This window comes from Brevibacillus brevis (genome assembly GCF_900637055.1).
Lineage (GTDB): Bacteria > Bacillota > Bacilli > Brevibacillales > Brevibacillaceae > Brevibacillus > Brevibacillus brevis.
The window spans coordinates 5,707,865-5,725,818 of the sequence record NZ_LR134338.1; the positions used below are offsets into that span (position 1 = coordinate 5,707,865).

Annotated in this window: 25 protein-coding genes; 4 read left to right on the forward strand and 21 right to left on the reverse strand. The window is 49.2% G+C overall.

From position 1 onward, the window contains the following. Positions 1 to 47 precede the first annotated feature (47 nt). The 6 genes from tsaD to EL268_RS27685 form a co-directional block, all read right to left on the reverse strand. Positions 48 to 1,130 carry a tRNA (adenosine(37)-N6)-threonylcarbamoyltransferase complex transferase subunit TsaD gene (gene tsaD, locus EL268_RS27660; protein ID WP_106652701.1) on the reverse strand — a complete coding sequence of 361 codons (1,083 nt, stop codon included), beginning with the start codon at positions 1,128 to 1,130 and terminating at the stop codon, positions 48 to 50. Continuing rightward, the gene (gene rimI / locus EL268_RS27665) at positions 1,130 to 1,585 is read right to left on the reverse strand and encodes a ribosomal protein S18-alanine N-acetyltransferase (RefSeq protein WP_106652700.1); all 456 of its coding nucleotides are present in this window, start codon (positions 1,583 to 1,585) and stop codon (positions 1,130 to 1,132) included. The genes tsaD and rimI overlap by 1 nt, the downstream gene beginning before the upstream one ends. 4 nt (positions 1,586 to 1,589) lie before the next feature. After that, positions 1,590 to 2,312 carry a tRNA (adenosine(37)-N6)-threonylcarbamoyltransferase complex dimerization subunit type 1 TsaB gene (tsaB, locus tag EL268_RS27670; protein WP_106652699.1) on the reverse strand — a complete coding sequence of 241 codons (723 nt, stop codon included), beginning with the start codon at positions 2,310 to 2,312 and terminating at the stop codon, positions 1,590 to 1,592. Beyond that, positions 2,293 to 2,763: a tRNA (adenosine(37)-N6)-threonylcarbamoyltransferase complex ATPase subunit type 1 TsaE gene (gene tsaE, locus EL268_RS27675; RefSeq protein WP_048036252.1), complete on the reverse strand. Its 471-nt coding sequence runs from the start codon at positions 2,761 to 2,763 to the stop codon at positions 2,293 to 2,295. The genes tsaB and tsaE overlap by 20 nt, the downstream gene beginning before the upstream one ends. A gap of 5 nt (positions 2,764 to 2,768) precedes the next feature. Continuing rightward, positions 2,769 to 3,785, reverse strand: coding sequence for a thiamine-phosphate kinase (gene thiL / locus EL268_RS27680; RefSeq protein WP_106652698.1), 1,017 nt, complete (start codon positions 3,783 to 3,785; stop codon positions 2,769 to 2,771). Between the two features lie 98 nt (positions 3,786 to 3,883). Then, entirely contained in the window at positions 3,884 to 4,345 is a 462-nt protein-coding gene (locus EL268_RS27685; protein ID WP_106652697.1) for a SprT family protein, read from the reverse strand. A 125-nt stretch (positions 4,346 to 4,470) separates the two neighbouring features. Here EL268_RS27685 and EL268_RS27690 point away from each other — a divergent pair, with 125 nt between their 5' ends. Beyond that, positions 4,471 to 4,809: a hydrolase/acyltransferase gene (locus tag EL268_RS27690; RefSeq protein WP_106652696.1), complete on the forward strand. Its 339-nt coding sequence runs from the start codon at positions 4,471 to 4,473 to the stop codon at positions 4,807 to 4,809. A 76-nt stretch (positions 4,810 to 4,885) separates the two neighbouring features. Then, entirely contained in the window at positions 4,886 to 5,008 is a 123-nt protein-coding gene (gene cmpA / locus EL268_RS27695) for a cortex morphogenetic protein CmpA (RefSeq protein ID WP_012684250.1), read from the forward strand. A 25-nt stretch (positions 5,009 to 5,033) separates the two neighbouring features. On the opposite strand, the gene EL268_RS27700 is transcribed toward cmpA, so the two are convergent. From EL268_RS27700 to EL268_RS27750, 11 genes are all read right to left on the reverse strand, one after another. Continuing rightward, entirely contained in the window at positions 5,034 to 7,196 is a 2,163-nt protein-coding gene (locus tag EL268_RS27700; protein WP_106652695.1) for a Tex family protein, read from the reverse strand. 97 nt (positions 7,197 to 7,293) lie between these two features. Then, a complete protein-coding gene (sigB, locus tag EL268_RS27705; RefSeq protein ID WP_007721066.1) occupies positions 7,294 to 8,082 on the reverse strand; it encodes an RNA polymerase sigma factor SigB in 789 nt (262 codons plus the stop codon). Continuing rightward, a complete protein-coding gene (rsbW, locus tag EL268_RS27710) occupies positions 8,051 to 8,545 on the reverse strand; it encodes an anti-sigma B factor RsbW (protein ID WP_106652694.1) in 495 nt (164 codons plus the stop codon). The genes sigB and rsbW overlap by 32 nt, the downstream gene beginning before the upstream one ends. Then, positions 8,545 to 8,871 (reverse strand): anti-sigma factor antagonist, encoded by a 327-nt coding sequence (locus tag EL268_RS27715; protein WP_106652693.1) that lies wholly within the window; start codon positions 8,869 to 8,871, stop codon positions 8,545 to 8,547. Before EL268_RS27715 ends, rsbW begins: the two co-directional genes overlap by 1 nt. A gap of 24 nt (positions 8,872 to 8,895) precedes the next feature. Next, positions 8,896 to 9,897 carry a PP2C family protein-serine/threonine phosphatase gene (locus EL268_RS27720; RefSeq protein WP_106652692.1) on the reverse strand — a complete coding sequence of 334 codons (1,002 nt, stop codon included), beginning with the start codon at positions 9,895 to 9,897 and terminating at the stop codon, positions 8,896 to 8,898. Between the two features lie 5 nt (positions 9,898 to 9,902). Beyond that, positions 9,903 to 10,331 carry an anti-sigma regulatory factor gene (locus EL268_RS27725; protein ID WP_106652691.1) on the reverse strand — a complete coding sequence of 143 codons (429 nt, stop codon included), beginning with the start codon at positions 10,329 to 10,331 and terminating at the stop codon, positions 9,903 to 9,905. A 208-nt stretch (positions 10,332 to 10,539) separates the two neighbouring features. Then, positions 10,540 to 10,890 (reverse strand): type II toxin-antitoxin system PemK/MazF family toxin, encoded by a 351-nt coding sequence (locus tag EL268_RS27730; protein ID WP_005830205.1) that lies wholly within the window; start codon positions 10,888 to 10,890, stop codon positions 10,540 to 10,542. 3 nt (positions 10,891 to 10,893) lie between these two features. Continuing rightward, complete coding sequence (locus tag EL268_RS27735; protein WP_007721089.1) at positions 10,894 to 11,193, reverse strand: CopG family ribbon-helix-helix protein; 300 nt, start codon at positions 11,191 to 11,193, stop codon at positions 10,894 to 10,896. Between the two features lie 230 nt (positions 11,194 to 11,423). Beyond that, entirely contained in the window at positions 11,424 to 12,626 is a 1,203-nt protein-coding gene (gene alr, locus EL268_RS27740) for an alanine racemase (RefSeq protein WP_106652690.1), read from the reverse strand. Between the two features lie 2 nt (positions 12,627 to 12,628). Further along, positions 12,629 to 13,069, reverse strand: a complete 441-nt coding sequence (locus EL268_RS27745) for a hypothetical protein (RefSeq protein ID WP_106652689.1) — start codon at positions 13,067 to 13,069, stop codon at positions 12,629 to 12,631. 184 nt (positions 13,070 to 13,253) lie between these two features. Next, positions 13,254 to 14,336, reverse strand: a complete 1,083-nt coding sequence (locus EL268_RS27750; protein ID WP_106652688.1) for a coiled-coil domain-containing protein — start codon at positions 14,334 to 14,336, stop codon at positions 13,254 to 13,256. Positions 14,337 to 14,471: 135 nt separating this feature from the next. On the opposite strand from EL268_RS27750, the gene EL268_RS27755 reads away from it, so the two are divergent. Further along, the gene (locus EL268_RS27755; RefSeq protein WP_106652687.1) at positions 14,472 to 14,663 is read left to right on the forward strand and encodes a hypothetical protein; all 192 of its coding nucleotides are present in this window, start codon (positions 14,472 to 14,474) and stop codon (positions 14,661 to 14,663) included. A gap of 376 nt (positions 14,664 to 15,039) precedes the next feature. Here EL268_RS27755 and EL268_RS27760 read toward each other — a convergent pair whose 3' ends face one another. From EL268_RS27760 to EL268_RS27770, 3 genes are all read right to left on the reverse strand, one after another. Further along, on the reverse strand, positions 15,040 to 16,077 hold the full coding sequence (locus EL268_RS27760) for an outer membrane lipoprotein-sorting protein (RefSeq protein ID WP_106652686.1): 1,038 nt from the start codon (positions 16,075 to 16,077) through the stop codon (positions 15,040 to 15,042). A gap of 262 nt (positions 16,078 to 16,339) precedes the next feature. Continuing rightward, a complete protein-coding gene (gene acpS / locus EL268_RS27765; protein ID WP_106652685.1) occupies positions 16,340 to 16,726 on the reverse strand; it encodes a holo-ACP synthase in 387 nt (128 codons plus the stop codon). Positions 16,727 to 16,873: 147 nt separating this feature from the next. Further along, positions 16,874 to 17,116 (reverse strand): gamma-type small acid-soluble spore protein, encoded by a 243-nt coding sequence (locus EL268_RS27770; protein WP_106652684.1) that lies wholly within the window; start codon positions 17,114 to 17,116, stop codon positions 16,874 to 16,876. 171 nt (positions 17,117 to 17,287) lie between these two features. On the opposite strand from EL268_RS27770, the gene EL268_RS27775 reads away from it, so the two are divergent. Beyond that, positions 17,288 to 17,539, forward strand: a complete 252-nt coding sequence (locus EL268_RS27775; protein WP_106652683.1) for a glutaredoxin family protein — start codon at positions 17,288 to 17,290, stop codon at positions 17,537 to 17,539. 21 nt (positions 17,540 to 17,560) lie between these two features. On the opposite strand, the gene EL268_RS27780 is transcribed toward EL268_RS27775, so the two are convergent. Then, a complete protein-coding gene (locus tag EL268_RS27780) occupies positions 17,561 to 17,896 on the reverse strand; it encodes an ArsR/SmtB family transcription factor (RefSeq protein ID WP_106652682.1) in 336 nt (111 codons plus the stop codon). Positions 17,897 to 17,954 lie beyond the last annotated feature (58 nt).

The window sequence follows — 17,954 nt, forward strand, 5'->3', positions numbered from 1 at the left end:
AGAAAGGGACTATCCGGCTTGGATAGTCCCTTCTTGCATTTTTACATCTATTGCTCAGAAAGCGACAAGCTTGGGACTCCGTTCAAATCAAGCCCCTCAAACTGTCCTTTTTCATACTTGATAAAGCCTGCTGCCGCAATCATCGCAGCGTTGTCTGTGCATAACGAGAACGGAGGGATCACGAGAGGAATTCCTTCTGCCTCGCATCTCGCTTGCAGTCTCTCACGCAGTCCACGATTCGCCGCCACACCGCCAGCCAGCAATACCTGCTTCGCTCCATGAGAACGGGCTGCACGAATCGTCTTTTCTACGAGCACTTCCGTTACAGAGTCTTGGAAGCTCGCAGCCAGATTCGCCGGTTCGATCGTCTCTCCTCGCTGAGCTGCATTGTGCAACGTATTGAGCACAGCTGACTTCAAGCCACTGAAGCTGAAATCGTAGGAGTCTGGCTCCAGCCATGAACGAGGGAGCGGTACATTTGCCTCCCCTTCATGTGCGAGGCGATCAATATGAGGTCCGCCTGGATACGGCATATTCAACGCTCGTGCTACCTTGTCATACGCTTCCCCTGCCGCGTCATCTCGCGTTTCCCCCAAAATCTCGAACTGACCGTGCTCCTTCATCCAGACAAGCTCTGTATGCCCGCCCGATACAACGAGTGCAATCAGCGGAAACTCCATTTCTTGCACCAGACGATTCGCGTAAATATGACCCGCGATATGATGCACTCCAATCAGCGGGATGCCTCTGGCCATGGAAATGGCTTTTGCTGCTGCCACGCCGACTAACAGGGCTCCGACAAGCCCAGGCCCGTACGTCACCGCAATTGCCTGGATGTCATCCAACGTTTTTCCGGCCTCGGTCAGTGCCTCTTCAATGGTAAGCGTAATATTCTCTACATGTCTGCGAGAAGCCACCTCCGGCACGACTCCGCCAAACCTTTTATGGATATCGGCTTGGGAAGCGATGACGTTCGACAGCACCTCTCGGCCATCACGGATGACAGCAGCCGCTGTCTCGTCGCAGCTTGTTTCAATTCCTAAAATATAAGTAGGAGCACCTGATTCCCTATGTGCTTCGTATTTTTGCTGTATGCGCTTCTCGTAGCGCGACGTATACGTCTTGTTCATTACAATGTCACCCACATAATGATTGCGTCCTCATTGTTATCCGAATAATATCCCTTGCGTCGCCCATGCTCTTTGAAGCCGAGCTTGATATACATGTTCCGTGCGACTGTGTTCGAAGGTCGAACTTCCAGCGTCATGCTATGGGCACCCTGCATCTTGGCAACACCCATCATTTTAATCATCAGTGCCAATCCAACCTTTTTTCCGCGATATAGTGGATGGACGGCGATATTTGTAATATGTGCCTCATCGATCACGATCCACATGCCGCAGTAAGCGATAATCCGATTTTGGTGAACGACGACTACATAGCGTGCATTTGGATTTCTCGTCAGCTCGTTGACAAATGCATCATGCGGCCATGGAGTTGTAAAAGCCAAGCGCTCCAGCTCTGCCACAGCCCCAACGTCCTGCATCGTCATATAACGATATTCCAAATCGATTGGTTGACTCATGCTTTTACTCCTTTACGGCCCCCGCCTGCTTTTGGGCAAGCCACTTCGCTTCTGCTTCTGCCAGTTGCAAATACTCCGGAACCAGTTCATGCGCATTGCCGCCGTCTTGTAGCTTGCGCAGTGCCACATAGCCGATATGGGCAGCACGCGGGTGATTGAAAGCTGGAGAAGCAAATTGCGCCTGATTCCCGAGCTCTTGCACAATCGTCTCCCGATGCAGCCTTACATCTTCACCCAAGAACAAGATCGGCTCTCCTTGCGCCAGGTCTCGCAACAGTGGCAGCCATTCTCGCAACAGGATGATTTGTTCTGCGGACTGCGCTCGCACCGCCTCCATGCCATGGGAACGATAACAGCCGGTATACACTTGACCTCTGCGCGCATCGAACAGCGGCACAATCAATCCAGAGAAGCCTGTGGCATTCATGGCAATTACCTCCAGACTGGATACACCAATGACTGGCACATTCAGTGACCAAGCCATGCTTTTCGCAGAGGCAACGCCGATTCTCACGCCTGTATAGGAACCCGGTCCGTTTGCCACCCCGAAACCGCTTAGTTCCTCTGGCGCTGTTCCTGTTGCATCGAGCAGTTCACTGACGCAGTCCATCAAACGCACGGAATGGTTTTTTTGTTGGTTTGTCGTCATTTCGGCCAAGACCCGCTCTTCCTCTACCACAGCTACACTTAGCACCAGATTCGATGTATCAATCGCCAGTACGCGCATCAAAATCAAACTCCTCACACAATTTCACATAACGATTCCCTTGAGGAACCAGCTCGATCATGCGCTGTTCCTCTCCTTCTCTACGCAGGAAGACGGTCATCCGATCTGTTGGCAGGACATCCTCGATCAAAGAGGCCCACTCTACAACACAGACACCTTCTCCAAAAAAGTAATCGTCCAGTCCCAGAGAGTCTGGATCATCGCCTACCCGGTAGACATCCATATGATAAAGCGGCAAGCGCCCCTGATATTCTTTTATGATAGTAAAGGTCGGACTGTTCACTACTTGTCGGACTCCTAGTCCTTTGGCCAACCCTTGGGTAAAAGTCGTCTTGCCCGCTCCCAGATCTCCCTCCATCGCGAGGAAGTCCCCCGGCTCAAGCAGACCTGCCAGTTGCTCGGCAAAGCGCTGCGTCTCCTGCGCTCCCGTGAGCCTCCATGTATAGCTCATCTCTTTCATCCACTCCTAAAATGGTTGAATCCCGCTTTGGGCAACGGGAGCTGTTGATCATCGCGCTGAAGCATCAATTCTGGCTCATGCGTTTTTGCTACCACTTCACCGATGACAGTAAACGGTACACCACTAGCGGCAAATTGCTTGCTTACGGCTTCGTAGTGACTTTTCGCAAGCGTTCCGACCAATTGATAATCTTCACCGCCATAAAAAGCCCACTCCAGCGGATCTTTCTCTACGAGCCGTGCATACTCCCGGACTTCGTCATTGATCGGTACCGTTGCAGCATCGACCAAGATTGATACGCCGCTCGCCTCGGCAATCTCCCACAGCTCTGATGCAAGTCCATCACTTACATCATTCAGCGCGCTGCATGCCCCTGATTCCAGCAGCAGTCTGCCCGCCTTTATTTGGGCAACGGGACGCTGATGAGCATCCATCAATGTTTCCCAAGGTAAAGAGTCGCCCCTTTCAGCAGTCTCGCCCTGCAGGAGAAGATGTAGTCCTGCTGCAGAAGTTCCGACATGCCCTGTAACAAAAACAAGCTGCCCAGGCTTTGCCTGAGAACGACGAATGGCACGCCCTTTTTCCACCTCGCCCAACACGGTAACACTCAAGTGCAGGGCATCAGGCGCAGAAACGGTATCGCCACCTATGACACGAACTCCATATGTCTGACAAGCCTCGTAAATCCCTTCATAGATTTGCTGGCATTCGTCAGGCGTCCATTGCGGACTTACCGCGATACTGACAAGCGCATACCGGGCAACCCCGCCCATTGCTGCAACATCGCTCACATTGCTGATAACAGCCTTATATCCGATATCACTAGGATTCATCGTTTTCTTCAAAAAATGAACCGTCTCCACCATCGCATCGCAACAAGCCACGACTTCCATTTCTGGCGCTGGGGAGAAGACAGCGGCATCATCCCCTATCCCGACGGTCAAACCGTTCCCTTCCTGCCCCGCAGAACGACTCGTCCATTGCCGGATCAGGGAAAATTCGTCGTGTGCCACTTCAAACGCTCCTTTTCCTTCGCGGAAAACATTTTTCGTCTGTTCATTATACCCCTGCTATCAAAAGACGCGCAAGAAAGCCAACCGCCTCTGACTCTTTACGTCGTTAGCTCGCGCAGCAGCAGCTTTCCTTTGCAGCGTCCGCAACAATAGCGGCTCGGGTTCATCTTTCGTTTGCGTTTGTAGCTCATGCCACATGCCTTGCATACCAGCTCGTAGCGATAAGGCAGGGTCGTCCGACCGTTTCCTACCTGTTGACAGTATCGGCTTCCCCCCACCTGACGCAGAAGCAGTTGAAAATCCTGATCAGCGTGACGATACCCGCGCTTTTCTATGTGCAAATGATAATGGCAAAGCTCATGCTTAATGATCGCAATCAATTCCTCCACACCATGCTCCTGCAAATGCTTCGGATTCAATTCAATGTCATGCGAGCGCAGCAAATACCTCCCGCCAGTCGTGCGCAATCTGCTGTTAAAGCGGGCCTGATGGCGAAAGGGCTTGGCAAAAAATTCGCTGGATATCTGCTCTACCAGCATTTGCAGTTCCGTATCGGTCATCTCATCTCCTCCGCTTCCTTCCTTTCACCATAGCAGTTCCAGTTGAAAAGTGCCAGACAGATAGGCTACACTATGTGCAAATAAACGGTCATATCTAAACGGTAGACAGAATGGTGGAGGAGCTCATGCGCTATTTATTGTTGCAGTCCAGTGACGGACTACAGTTTGTCTCGTTGCCAGAAACGCATATGTACCAATTAATCGCTCTATTGAAACGACTTTACAAGGAAATCGACAAATTGACGATCACAGAGCGCCCAGAATTGCCTACGGTTTTGGCAGACTGTGCGGATGTGGAACGGTTAGAGAGCGGGCTTTCGCTCGTAGATGGTTTGGAGTACGTCAGTGGTCTGGAGCGCCGCTTCGCTGCCCTACAAGAAACAGAGTATCCGCTCATCTCTTTATTGACAGAGATCCGTGCCCTGCAAGCCCAATTGGAGTATTTGCATGAAGAAGAAGAGTAAATAAAAATTCTAGGCACCTCCTGCTCGTCTCGGCGCATACATTGCCTATAGACGAATATCTCCAGGAGGTACTTTCATGCCACAATGGATGCGCAGGCAGTTGCAACGTGCCTTTAATGGGAAGGACGTTCGCCAAATTCGAGTGCTCAACAGCTGCTGGTTCTTATATTTAGAAAAAAATGGCGGCCGCCCTGACTGACAGGGGGCCGCCTTTTAGTTCATTCTTATCCTTCCGTTGGCGCGATCATGGTCATCCCTACACGCTGACGCTTCTCGTCAATTTCTACTACCCATACATCTACGATATCGCCAACGGTCACTACTTCAAGTGGATGTTTCACAAAGCCCTTTTTCAAACGGGAAATGTGCACGAGTCCGTCGTTTTTCAGACCGATATCCACAAACGCTCCGAAGTCGACCACGTTACGTACAGTACCTTGCAGCTTCATACCCACACTCAGATCAGACAGCTGGAGGACATCACTTCGCAAGAGTGGTTTTGGCAGCTCGTCACGCGGGTCGCGACCAGGACGCAAGAGGCTGTCCACAATGTCTTGCAGCGTAGGCTCGCCAATCCCGAGCTTCGCAGCGGTCTCTTTTACATCCAGAGACTGCACGCGTTCCTTGCAGTTCTCACTGCCGATCTCCTGAGCACTAATGCCCAGCATCGACAATAGCTGGTGGGTCGCCTCGTACGATTCCGGGTGAATCGGCGTTTTGTCCAGTGGATTCGCACCGTCCATCACACGGAGAAACCCGATACACTGCTCATACGTTTTAGCACCCAAGCGCGGAACCGCCTTCAACTGGGAGCGCTCCGTGAACTTCCCGATCTCGTCCCGTTTTTTTACAATATTCCCCGCCACTTGACGGCTGATTCCTGATACATACTGCAATAGAGAAGGAGAAGCAGTATTCACATCTACCCCGACATGGTTCACGGCAGACTCCACCACAAACTGCAGACTGTCTGCCAGCCTCGATTGGGAAACATCGTGCTGGTACTGACCAACCCCGACGGACTTCGGATCGATTTTGACCAACTCCGCGAGCGGGTCCTGCAAGCGACGCGCGATCGAGGCCGCACTTCGCTCTGCTACATCCAGATCCGGGAATTCTTCCTTGGCCAGTGTGGATGCGGAATACACAGATGCACCTGCCTCGTTGACGATGATGTACATCACCTCTCGCTTCAGCTCTTTCAGTAGCGTAGCAATGAACTGTTCTGTCTCGCGCGAAGCAGTACCGTTCCCAATCGCCACAACCGTAACCCCATAGGTTTCGATCAACTGCTTCACTTTCACTGTAGCTTCTGCCACTTTATTGGCCGGAGGAGTCGGATAAACGACAGCAACCTCCAGCAGTTTCCCGGTTTCGTCTACAACGGCGAGCTTACAGCCTGTCCGAAACGCAGGATCGACCCCAAGTACGACTTTGCCTTTTACAGGAGGTTGAAGCAGCAAATTGCGCAGGTTTTCTGCAAAGATGTGAATAGCACGTTCCTCTGCTGCCTCTGTCAGCTCGGCGCGCACCTCTCGTTCAATAGAAGGTGCAATCAGACGCTTGTACGCGTCCTCGACTGTCAAAGTCAGCAGATCGCGGGCAACGGTATCACGAGGAATGGTTCGTTTTTGCATCCAAGCCAGAATCTCTGCGACAGGCGCTTCAATGGAAACCTTCAAGATGCCTTCATTTTCTCCCCGATTGATGGCCAGTACCCGATGGGGAACGACCTTTTTCAGAGGCTCACTATATGCGTAATACATTTGGTATACATTTTTCTCGTCTGCTTCTTCGGCTTTCTGCTCTGTCAGAAGCAATCCTTTTTGCACGGAGCGTTGGCGAACCCACTGGCGAATTTCTGGGTCATCAGACAGAAGTTCCGCCACGATGTCCATTGCTCCTTGCAGAGCTTGCTCAGTCGTCTCTACGCCTTTTTCCGGGTTGATGTATGGTTTTGCTTCTTCTTCCGGATTCCCGGTTTTCGGTAAGCTCATGAGGTAGTTGGCAAGCGGCTCTAGCCCCTTCTCCTTGGCCATGGTTGCACGCGTGCGGCGTTTTTGGCGGTAAGGGCGGTACAGGTCCTCTACCTCTTGCAGCTTTGTCGCACGCTCAATAGCTGTGCGCAGCTCGTCCGTCAGTTTGCCTTGCTCATCGATGAGCCGAACGACCTCTTCCTTCCGCACTGACAGGTTGCGTAAATAGCGAACGCGTTCCTCAATCGCTCGAATTTGTGTTTCATCTAGCTGCCCCGTCATTTCTTTGCGGTAGCGGGCAATAAAAGGAACCGTGTTTCCTTCATCCAGGAGGGCAACCGTGCGCTCCACCTGGTGAGGTTTGACACCCGTATCTTGGGCGATTGTCTGGATCATCAACGTAAGCTCCATACCTGTCCTCCTGCGCTCATTCTTCGTCGTTTATTGTACCACATTTGCTAACAAGGACTGGAAAAAGGGAAGAAAAAAGAGGAGCCACTTGGCCCCTCTACGTCGCGGTTTCCAGTTGTTCCACTTTCAATGCTTCTCTCAGCTTGCCCAACGCCCTGCGCTGAAGGCGGGAAATATGCATCTGCGACATTCCCATGATGTCCCCAGCTTGCTTCTGACTCAAATTTTGATAAAAAGTTAATTGAATGATTTCTTTTTCACGGTGATCCAAAATTTGCAGGGCCCGCTCCAGCATCAGATTCTGCTCGACTGCTCCGTACCCTTCTTCCGTCGTCCCCACTAGGTCGAGTAAAGAAATGGTGTTGCCGTCCAGATCCGCTTCCAGCTCGCTGTCCATGGAGAGAGAATGATAGCTGCGCCCCATTTCCAAGGTTTCCAGAATCGCTTCCTCTGTAACGCCTAGGCTGTTGGCAATATCCGCAATCTGGGGAGAACGCTGCAGCTTGATCGTGAGCTCGTCGACCACCCTTTTGATCTTCGGGCTCAGCTCCTTTACTCTGCGCGGAACATAGACACTCCATGTCTTGTCCCGAATATAGCGCTTAATCTCCCCTACGATAGTCGGGATCGCAAAGCTCTCAAATGTCCGCTCAAAACTAGGGTCGAACCGACGAAAGGAAGCAAGCAGGCCGATTAATCCGACTTGCACGAGGTCTTCATACATGACTTGTCCGCGAACAAACTTCTTCGCTAACGATTCCACAAGAGGAGTATAGGCCCTCACCAGTTGTTCCTGTATCGCAGGATCTTTTGTTTCACCATACAGGTGAATGAGCTCCTTCAACTCCTCTGGACTATATTTCTGCTTCCGAGATTGTCCAGTCATTGCCAGCCACCCCATCCTGCCGAACATACTTGGTCATGGAGACTACTACTCCTGATTCAGAGCGAGTCTCCACCTCATCCATAAGCGTGTGAATGAGATAGAGCCCGAGCCCGCCCTCATCCAAATCCTCAAGGTTTTTCCCTGCATAAATCGGCGTCAGTTGCTCAGCAATGAGCTCATTTGAAAATCCAACGCCCTGATCGCTTACCTCGATCACCAATCGATCTTCAAAAACGTGGCATTGGATATGAATGGAGCCAGGATTCTCTGTTTCCTTGTATGCATGTCTTACTACATTCGTGCATGCTTCTCCGACGGCAAGCTTGATATCCTCAATCTCTTCATAAGAAAATCCCATACGGTTGGCTACACCGGATACAGTCAGACGCGCTACTCCCAAATACTCCGCCATGCTTGGCAAAGTCAATTGAATCACGTCTGCCTGAGGTCGATTTGGACCCATTACTCGCTCTCTCCTTTGCGGATGGCAATATGATCGTATAAGCCAGTAATGCGAAATAGCCTTTCCACGCGCGGAGACAATTTGTGCACCTCAAATGTACGATTTCGTTGGATGCACTCTTTCATAATCCCGATGAAAATTCCAATTCCGGTACTGTCCATGTATTCTACTGCTTCCAAATCAACCGTAATGCGATTGATATCCGGCTTGGTGACGAGTGATAGGAGTGTTTCCTTTACTTTCGGTGCTGTAAAAGCATCAATATCTCCACCAAGGACCACTCGGTGCTCAGTTTCAAGGCTCGTTGTCTTAATTAGCAGGTCCATCTGCGTCTACCCCCCGTACGTTGCTTAGGTTCTTCGAAGTACAATCATGGTGTAATCATCCAGCAGGTCAAACTGGGAGAGCAGAAGCAGTCTATTGTACAGGCCGTTTGCCATCTTTTGGGCAGATTCGCCTACCTCTTTTTGCAAATGGTGTACAAGCTCTTCCCTTTGCAAATAATATCGGTTATTTTTGCATTCTGTTACACCATCCGTCAGAAGAATCAGAACATCATTTTTTTCCAAATGAATCTCCTGAACAGCGTATTCACTGTTTGGGCATAAACCGAGTGCATTCCCTCGCCCTTCGAGATCGTAAAACTTTCCTTCGGCCGACCTGTACAAAAATCCTGGCTCGTGTCCTGCCATCGCATAACGGAAACAGTGTTCCTTCGAGTCGTAACTGCCAAACAGCATCGTCACAAACATGCTCGGATCAATATTTCTTCCCACGATCCGGTTTAAATGGTGCAGCATTTCATCGGGACCCAGCTCCATTTGTCCAAGGCTGTCTATCGCATATTTCACCATCGACATACACATCGCAGCAGGCATTCCTTTTCCGGTAATGTCTGCTATGGCGACGCCGAAACGACCTTTGGTTTGTTCAATGAAGTCGTAGTAGTCGCCCGAGATTTGTTTCGCGGCAATACTCACTACGCCAATCTCCAGCTCTGGATAGACGGGAACCTCACTTGGCAAAAGGGATTGCTGCATCGCCTTCGCCACGGCTATTTCTGATTCCATCTGCTGATGCCTGTTGCGCCAGCTGTTTACGGATCGGTGCTCGTTTCCATATTCAATCATGACCTCTGTCAAAATGGAGAAGGAGGAGCGCACAAACTCTGGCACTTCCCCGAGCTGCTCAAGCGCTCGCGCATGCAAATCAGTTATTTCTTCTGGCGAAATATCTTGAGAAAGCATCCATTTGCCCAACTGCTGGGCTCCGTAAAGCTGGTCCTCCCCTTGAGCACTCAGGTAATCCCGAAGAATTTTTACATACTCTTCTTGGAAGCTCCGGGTTACCATCTATCTCATTCCTCCTTTGCTTGATCGCTCCACTTCACAACAACGACACGCGTCCCTTCTCCCAGGGTACTGTGGATCTCAAATTCATCCATCATGCGCCTGACACCCGGCAATCCGGCCCCGAGGGCACCCGAAGTCGAATAGCCATCATCTAATGCCTGGCGAATATCAGGAATCCCTGGACCGCTGTCATTCGCTGTTATCTGCAAGCCAATCACTCCTTCGCGCTCAATCGGCGAAATGGTGATCGTCCCCCTACCCGCATACAAATAAATGTTACGAGCCAATTCAGAGATTGACGTGGCGATGCGGGACTGCGTGATCGTGCCAAAGCCAAACAGCTTCGACATATTTCGCCCCACTTGTCGCGCCGCTACGATGTCTGATTCTTTTTCTATATTGATTGTCTCAGGAGAATAGTCTGCCACAACCAAAAAAACCCCTTCCGCCTCGCTTGGTAGGTAGAAATGAGTTTTTTCTCTACCTCGAAAAATAAAGCATATTGTGTCACATTTTGTCTTATATTCTCTTTTCGAACAGTTCGATGTGCACCTATGAAATCCCTGCAAATTTGACAGCAAAAAACCACTTGCTTCACTCAAGTGGCTTTTCCTATCAAATAGTCTGATCTTTTCTCACACGTTAAAAATCAATGAGTCCTAAACTGATTTGCAAGGATTCATTAACCCGATCCATCATCTCGTCATCGAGATGCGTAATTTTATCAGTGAGACGTTGTTTGTCAATGGTTCGTATTTGTTCCAATAGAATAACGGAGTCACGATCAAATCCATAAGTTTTTGCGTCAATTTCCACATGCGTAGGCAGCTTCGCCTTTTGAATCTGCGCCGTAATGGCTGCGACGATGACCGTCGGACTAAATCGATTTCCAATGTCGTTTTGAATGACTAAAACAGGCCGTACGCCTCCTTGCTCAGAGCCAACGACCGGGGACAGGTCCGCGAAAAACACATCGCCACGTTTGACAATCACCAGTCACACCCCGCTAACTAAGCGGACAAGAGTATGGTCAGCCTCTTCTTCAGCGCCAAAAGCCTCCGATGCCATATTCAGATTGATCTTCGCCATCTCCATGTACCCTTTTTGCATGGTCTCACGGATTGTACGTTTTTTTCGCTCTTTCAAATACAAATGCATCGCTTGACGAATAAACTCGCTGCGATTGGATTTTTCCTTTTGAATAACGCCATCCACTTCCTGAAGCAAGTGTTGTGGCAAGCTGATCATGATGCGTTTCGTGTTTGACTTCGACAAGACAAATCCACCTCCAACCATGACCGTAACTTCCATCCGCTATGCTGGTTCTAGAAAGAACAGCCAATATGAACAATACCATTATGTCGAATCCATTGCAAAAATATACCTACTGTGCGCTTTTTCGGTGAGAAAACGTGAGTGTAAACAATCCAAAGGTGCAGGTGAAGACTTCGTTTACCCAAAAAAGCCAGCTTTTTCGCTTAACTAGTATTCGTGTTCCACGGGAAAATTCCTGCTGATTTCCCTTGCTAGTTATTTACATTTTCACGGGACGAGTGTTTCATTGTCAATGGGTGAAATACGTCTGTTACCTTCTGATCGCGCAAATAGAGGCGCGGAATTCGGTAATTCAGCATACAAGGAACCTCGTAATTGATTGTTCCCAGCAAATCGGCAATTTCATCCAAGGAGATTTCCTCGTCTCCTTGCTTGCCATACAAGACGACCTCATCATTGACCGCTGCTTCTGTCGATTTCAGGCTGACCATGATTTGGTCCATGCAAACTCTGCCTGCAATCGGGTAGCGAGATCCATTGTACAACACCTCACCCCGATTGGACAAAAGGCGAGAATAGCCATCTGCGTATCCGATCGGCAGCGTTGCGATCCACTCGTCAGGCTGTGCTGTATACGTAGCACCATAGCTGACCGTAAATGGCTCATCTGCCTTCTTTACGTGGGCAATTTTGGTCTTGAGCGCCAGGGCGGGCACAAGAATGACATCCGCACGTTCTTTTATATACAAAGAAGGATACAATCCGTATAAACCTATGCCTAAACGAATCGTATCATACCCCCAATCGGGAAATGCAATAGCCGCAGCCGTATTGCAGCAATGAACGGTTGGCAATGTTTTATTTGCTTCACGCAGTGCTTGCAAAAAGGATTGAAACAAGTCGTGTTGTCGTCGCACATGGGTTGTATCTGGTTCATCCGCGCAAGCAAAATGCGTAAAAATGCCTGTCCACTTAAGCTTAGAGCATTCTTCAAGGGCGCCTACAACCGCAAACAGATCTTCCGTTGTCCGAACCCCCAAACGTCCCATGCCCGTATCAATCTTTACATGAATCCCGATAGGCTTGTGATCGTTTTCCCGAAGAATCTCATTCGCTTCCGTGATCCATTCGACGCTGTAAGCGGTTAACTCCACTTCCAGCTCGCTTGCGGTGACGATAGATTCGACAGGTGTGTATCCCAGCACCAAAATCGGCGCTGTGATCCCTGCCCTCCGCAAAATAAGCGCTTCATCGAGCAATGCAACTGCAAGTGAATCTGCACCGCTCGCCAACGCTTCTTTTCCGACATGGACAGCGCCATGACCATACCCGTCTGCCTTCACAACAGCCATAATACCCGTTTTTTCTGGCAAATGGCGTCTGAATGCCTCGAGGTTCGCCCGGATGGCATCCAAATCAACCTCTACCCAAGTGTCACGACAAAACGATTTCATTCCTATCTCCTCTTGTTCCCTTTTTTATAGTAAAACAAGCGCTCATTTAAATGGCTGAGAAATTGCCTGGAAACCATCAGTGATTCCTTTTTGCCGCCTACACGATAAAAATGACGGCCCTCATAAATCTGCTCGACTTCAGACAGCGGGTAGCTCTTTTCCTGCCCTGACATGGATATAATCAGGTGGGTCTTGGTCAGCTTGTACACCGGACGCAAAACCGATTTGTACAGAAACGGAGACAATCCAACTACAGCAATGGCAATGGCAAAAACAAGCACCTTGAATCTCGTGTCATTGGTCGGGAAAAATTGAGAGAGAATCATCATCCCCAGCACAAACATGACAGTCTCGTTAATACGCATTTTCCAGCTTTTTCGCAGGAGCATGTCTTTGTAGGTCGATGCTTCCTCGTACAAAACTTCGTTAGACGGTTTCTTCATGTAAAGCATGCCACCTCATTCAATAAGTTACTCTGAATGTATCGTGTTTTCCCGCTGTGTGTCAATTCGCGGATTGTCCCCTCACCTCATTCGCACGTTGGTTTTTATGTACAAATCAGCCCTCATCGACCAATCCCGAGAAAATAGAAAAGCAGATGGGATTAACTCCCACCTGCTGACTTTTCTACATGGTTTCCTCCTGGTCTTTTTCCTCTTTTTCATGTCTTGGGAAAACGACTTTTTCAAAGCTGCCATCCACCATCTTTTGTACCATCGCTGTCAATTCCTCGCTGCGTTTGTCTGCTTGCTCCTGTGTGAGCTTGCCTGCCTCTACTGCTTCTTTCAGCTTGGCTTCGTGCTGACCTACCAAGAGCTCGACAACGTCATCCACTTCTACGCCTTGCTCCTTGGCGATGGTCGCCAACGTTTTTCCTGCTTTTTGCTCTTCCTTCAGCTTGTCTGCATCCAGCTTGAGGAGGGACAGCAGTTCTTCATTTTTCTCGATGCCCATTCCTTTACCCGGTCCACGTCCGTAATGCGTGTTTTGCACCATTTCTTTTACCCGCTCACTGGCATTCTCATTCATTTTGTCGGCCTGTTCCTGTGTCAGCTTCCCGGCGGTTACCGCCTCTTTCAGCTTGGCTTCCTGTTGTTTTACCAACAGCGCTACCAGATCATCCACAGATACGCCTTGGGCCTCTGCAATGGCAGCCAGCGATTTCTCCGCTTTCAGTTCTTCTTGGAGTTTATCGGCATCCAGCTTCAAGAGGGACAGCAGTTCTTCGTTTTTCTCAAAGCCACCGATGAAGCCTCCTTTGCCGAAGCCTTTATGCGGTTTCGTGTTTTCTACCTGTTCTTTTACGCGATCGCTTAGATTTTCAGACAGCTTATCTGCCTGCTCCTGCGTCAGCTTGCCTGCTGCTACTGCTTCCTTCAGTTTAGACTCTTGCTGTTCAACCAGAAGTGCCACGACATCTGCGGTGTCGACTCCTTGGGCTTGTGCAATGGCTGCGAGTGTTTTCCCTGCCGCAAGCTCTTCTTTCAACTTGTCAGCATCCAGCTTCAACAGCGAGAGCAGCTCTGTATTTTCTTTGAAGCCCACTCCACCGTGGTGGCCCATCTTGCCCGTTTTGAATTTTACTTCTGCCGATTTATTCAATGAAGTTGTTTGTGCTGAATCGGCTGCCATTGCTCCGCCTATGCTACCCAGACTCAGAACCACTGCCATCGTTCCCATCAGCATTCCCATTTTCGCTTTGCTAAACATATACACTCAACCCTTTCGTCTTTGCTCGTGTAGTGTGCTTTCTCTTTGGTACAAGACCAAGTGTACATGGGTATTTTTAGATTCCCGTTTGAGAAAAAAGGAAAACTTGAGGGAAAATCGAGGAGTAGTTGTGAGATGAGTCAACATAGTGGAGGAAAAGAAAAAGCACAGTTCTCTTCGACTCTGACACGCCAGCAGGGGGGATTCACTGGCCGTCTCCACTCCAAAAAGGGGACCGTCGAGCCAAAGCCACCCTACGGGCGGAAGTTTCTCAAAGAAGAAGTGTTCGACAAGCGTGGTCCCCTTTTTGCAGTTCCGACTGGGTAGGCGTTGTCAAGGTCTGCGAGCCCTGTGCTTTTTCTTTTCGCCAGCTTTTTTGATTCATCGCTTCTTTTCATACTTAGGAAGATCATTCAACGGGGCTGTTCTTCTCAAATAGTAGAACAAAGCCGCTTGGGAAGAAGTGCATTTCCAGTTCAAGCGCCTCTGGAGCCCGACCTAGTTCCGCAATAAATGACAGGGGTTTTCAGCTTCAACCTCTGCGAATACATCATCGACATGACCACTTTTGAAGCGCTCCCGTCATTTAAGTCCAACCTACAGTGGGGCGTAGACTGGAAATGCGCTTCTTCCCCTCCACCGCAGCCACTTTCCCAGGAGACAGCAAAAGAGGACGGCATTTACCGTCCCCTCTCCCACACATTTATTTCGCGCTGAGACCATATGTCGACTGTGCGACATTTACCATTTCTTCCTCTGGAAGATCCCCCGCGATTGTATATTCGATGCCGTCGAGCTCCCACGTCAGAAGTCGCTGATTTTCACCTGTCTGCGCAAGCACACCAACCGTAAAGCCGAGGTTCACAGGCATACCTTGCTCATACGACACAGATGCTGCTGTCGGGCGTCCTTCGATGACCTTGTAGTTGTAGGCCCCTTTGTAGGTCAAGATAACTTTTCTCTCCCCATCACGGGTAACTGGCTCGATATCGCCTTGCGTAACCCCTTCCGGCATATACGTAGGGACGATGACACCGAATTGGCTGTTCGGTTGTTTCATGACCTGTCCATTTGTTTGCGCCATTGTTGGGATCGTTGTCAATGAGCTTGTTGTCATGTTGCGCTCTTTGTCAAAGGCGTCTTTGTCAAACATAGGGTTGAACGAAAAATCAGTGAAATCAATCCGTACGAGCGGATTCATGCTAGCATCCATAATTTCGGCGTGCGTCGGTTTGAAATCTTCTGTCAGCCAAATTTTTTGCTTGGTCAAAGAACGATTGCCGCTGTAGTTCGCTTTCACTTCAAATACATACTGTTTTTCTTCCATCTTCATTTGTCGCTCAGTGTCATCGATAATGCTCTTGGCCAGCGTTTCGTATAGATATAACGGTCCGTTGTTCTCAGGCCAGCCACTTTGGAAGCGGAAGCTCTTGTTCAGATGCGGGGTCAGTACAAAGACTCCTTCATTGTTTCGCAAGATGATTTGTGTAATGCCACGCTGCTTCGAGGTGAGAGCTACCCGATAGTTGGTTGGCTTTTCATACCAGACCTGAACATCGTACTCCATGGGGGTAGAGCCTGTCTGCATGGTCAAAACAGCCTGAGACTTGTACCCAGTCATTTTTCCCAGCGTACCGTTCAGGTCGCTCACCACATCTTCTGGTGTTTTCTGACCGAAACAACCGCCGAGGAACAGGGTGAAAACCAACAATAACACCAGTGGTAAAGCTACCCGTTTCATTCAATGAACTCCTCCTTGTCAATATTTTCGACAAAGAAGGGCATCCCTGTCTATTTCCTGGGAAATCTGTCAGTCTCTCGCCCATGCAGCGCACATCGTGTCAATGGTTGCGAATGGATACGAAGTTGGCGATATATCGCTTGTCGGCTACAGACTTAGCCTTCCTGTGTAAGAGCAGGTAGTCCCTCCTGATCTACGCGATATAAATGTATGTCCATCCTCGTCCCAATATGCAGACAAGTTTATCGGTTTTTACAAACAGCTATCGTTCTTCTATAATTACTTGCGCAATCGCATGCGTCTGGCTATGCGAAATACTCACATGAATATGAACGCGGGCGGGGTCGAGATCAAGTTTGCTGTACACCTCGTTCTTTATGGTCATGACCGGCTTGCCCGAATGATTCGGGAGGATTTCCATATCCAAAAAGCTGAGCACGGCACCAATGCCTGTGCCAAGAGCCTTTGCTCCCGCTTCCTTGGCAGCAAATCTGCCCGCAACCATTTCCGCCTGTCTCGTCTCTGATTTTCCATGCAGGAGCTGCTTTTCATCTGTGGTCAAAAAGCGTTTGATCGCACTCTCTTGTCTTTTTATTAAAGTAGCCATGCGCTCTATTTCCACAATGTCTATGCCTGTTCCAATGATCATGAGAAATTGCCTCCTAGTGGGCTGTTTTACGGATCACAGTATCACCCTCTTCTATCCTTTTGCAAGTTGTAGAAGCAAGAAATTTGGATAGCAGCATATAAATAAGAACGCCCCCGCAATTCGCGAGGGCTGTTTTTCAACTGCCTACTACTCAGTAGCTCGGTTAGCTTGTTGGGCAGCAGATTGTTGGTTTTGACGGCGAACTTCTGCTACGTTTGTTTCACTTGCGAATTCAGTCGCAGTGTTTTGTGTAGCAGCTTGTTGAGCGGATTGCTGATTTTGACGACGAACCTCAGCTGCGTTTGTTTCACTTGCAAATTCAGTCGCAGTGTTAGCCGCTTGGCCCGCTTGGTTCGCGTTCATTCCCGCTTGTCTGTTTTGTTTAGGCATCGTTAGATTCACCTCCTCAACGTCACTGAATATAATTTGTACCGCTCCCTATTGGTATATCCATCCTTATTTTCCCAAATGGCACTTGATTGACTTGCTTTGTCACAACTGATCAGGCATAGTGGAAGGGCAAGACTTCAGCAGAAAACAACGTCAAAGGAGTGATTCTGTATGGCTCACAAGGTCATCATCTATACCCAAGTTACTTGCGGTCCTTGTCAGGAAGAAAAAATGTGGCTGACTTCTAACAACATTGCTTTCGAAGACAGAGACATCCGTCAAAACGAGGCTTTTTTCCAGGAAGCCATTCAATTAGGCGCCAGCATGACACCTGTAACCTACATTGAAAAGGACAACGGCGAGCAAATTGTCATCCATGGATTTGACAAGGAAGAACTAAAAAAAGCGTTGGATCTCAATTGATCCAACGCTTTTTACGACTGATCAGCCAAATGAAGGTTCACTTGCAACTGATTTTTGTTTGACGATTGGCGACATGTCCGGCAAGTTAGACAAAATTTGCTTCACTTCAGGACTGCATTCCGTATTAACGGAGTAATAAACCCATGGTCCCTTCCGGCGCTCTTTGACCAAACCATGAGTTTTTAGCTTAGCCAAGTGCTGGGAAACAGAAGGCTGGGAAGTTTGCAAAATTTCCACGAGATCACGGACACATAAGGACTGTACTTGCAGGAGAGCCATGATCGTCAAGCGCGTCTTGTCACCAAGTAGCTTATAAGTCTCTGACAAAAACAGTACCTGCATCAAATCCATTTCCATAAGGAACCCACCTTTGCCTTACATATCTGTTTATCAGTATACTATATGGCTTATATGA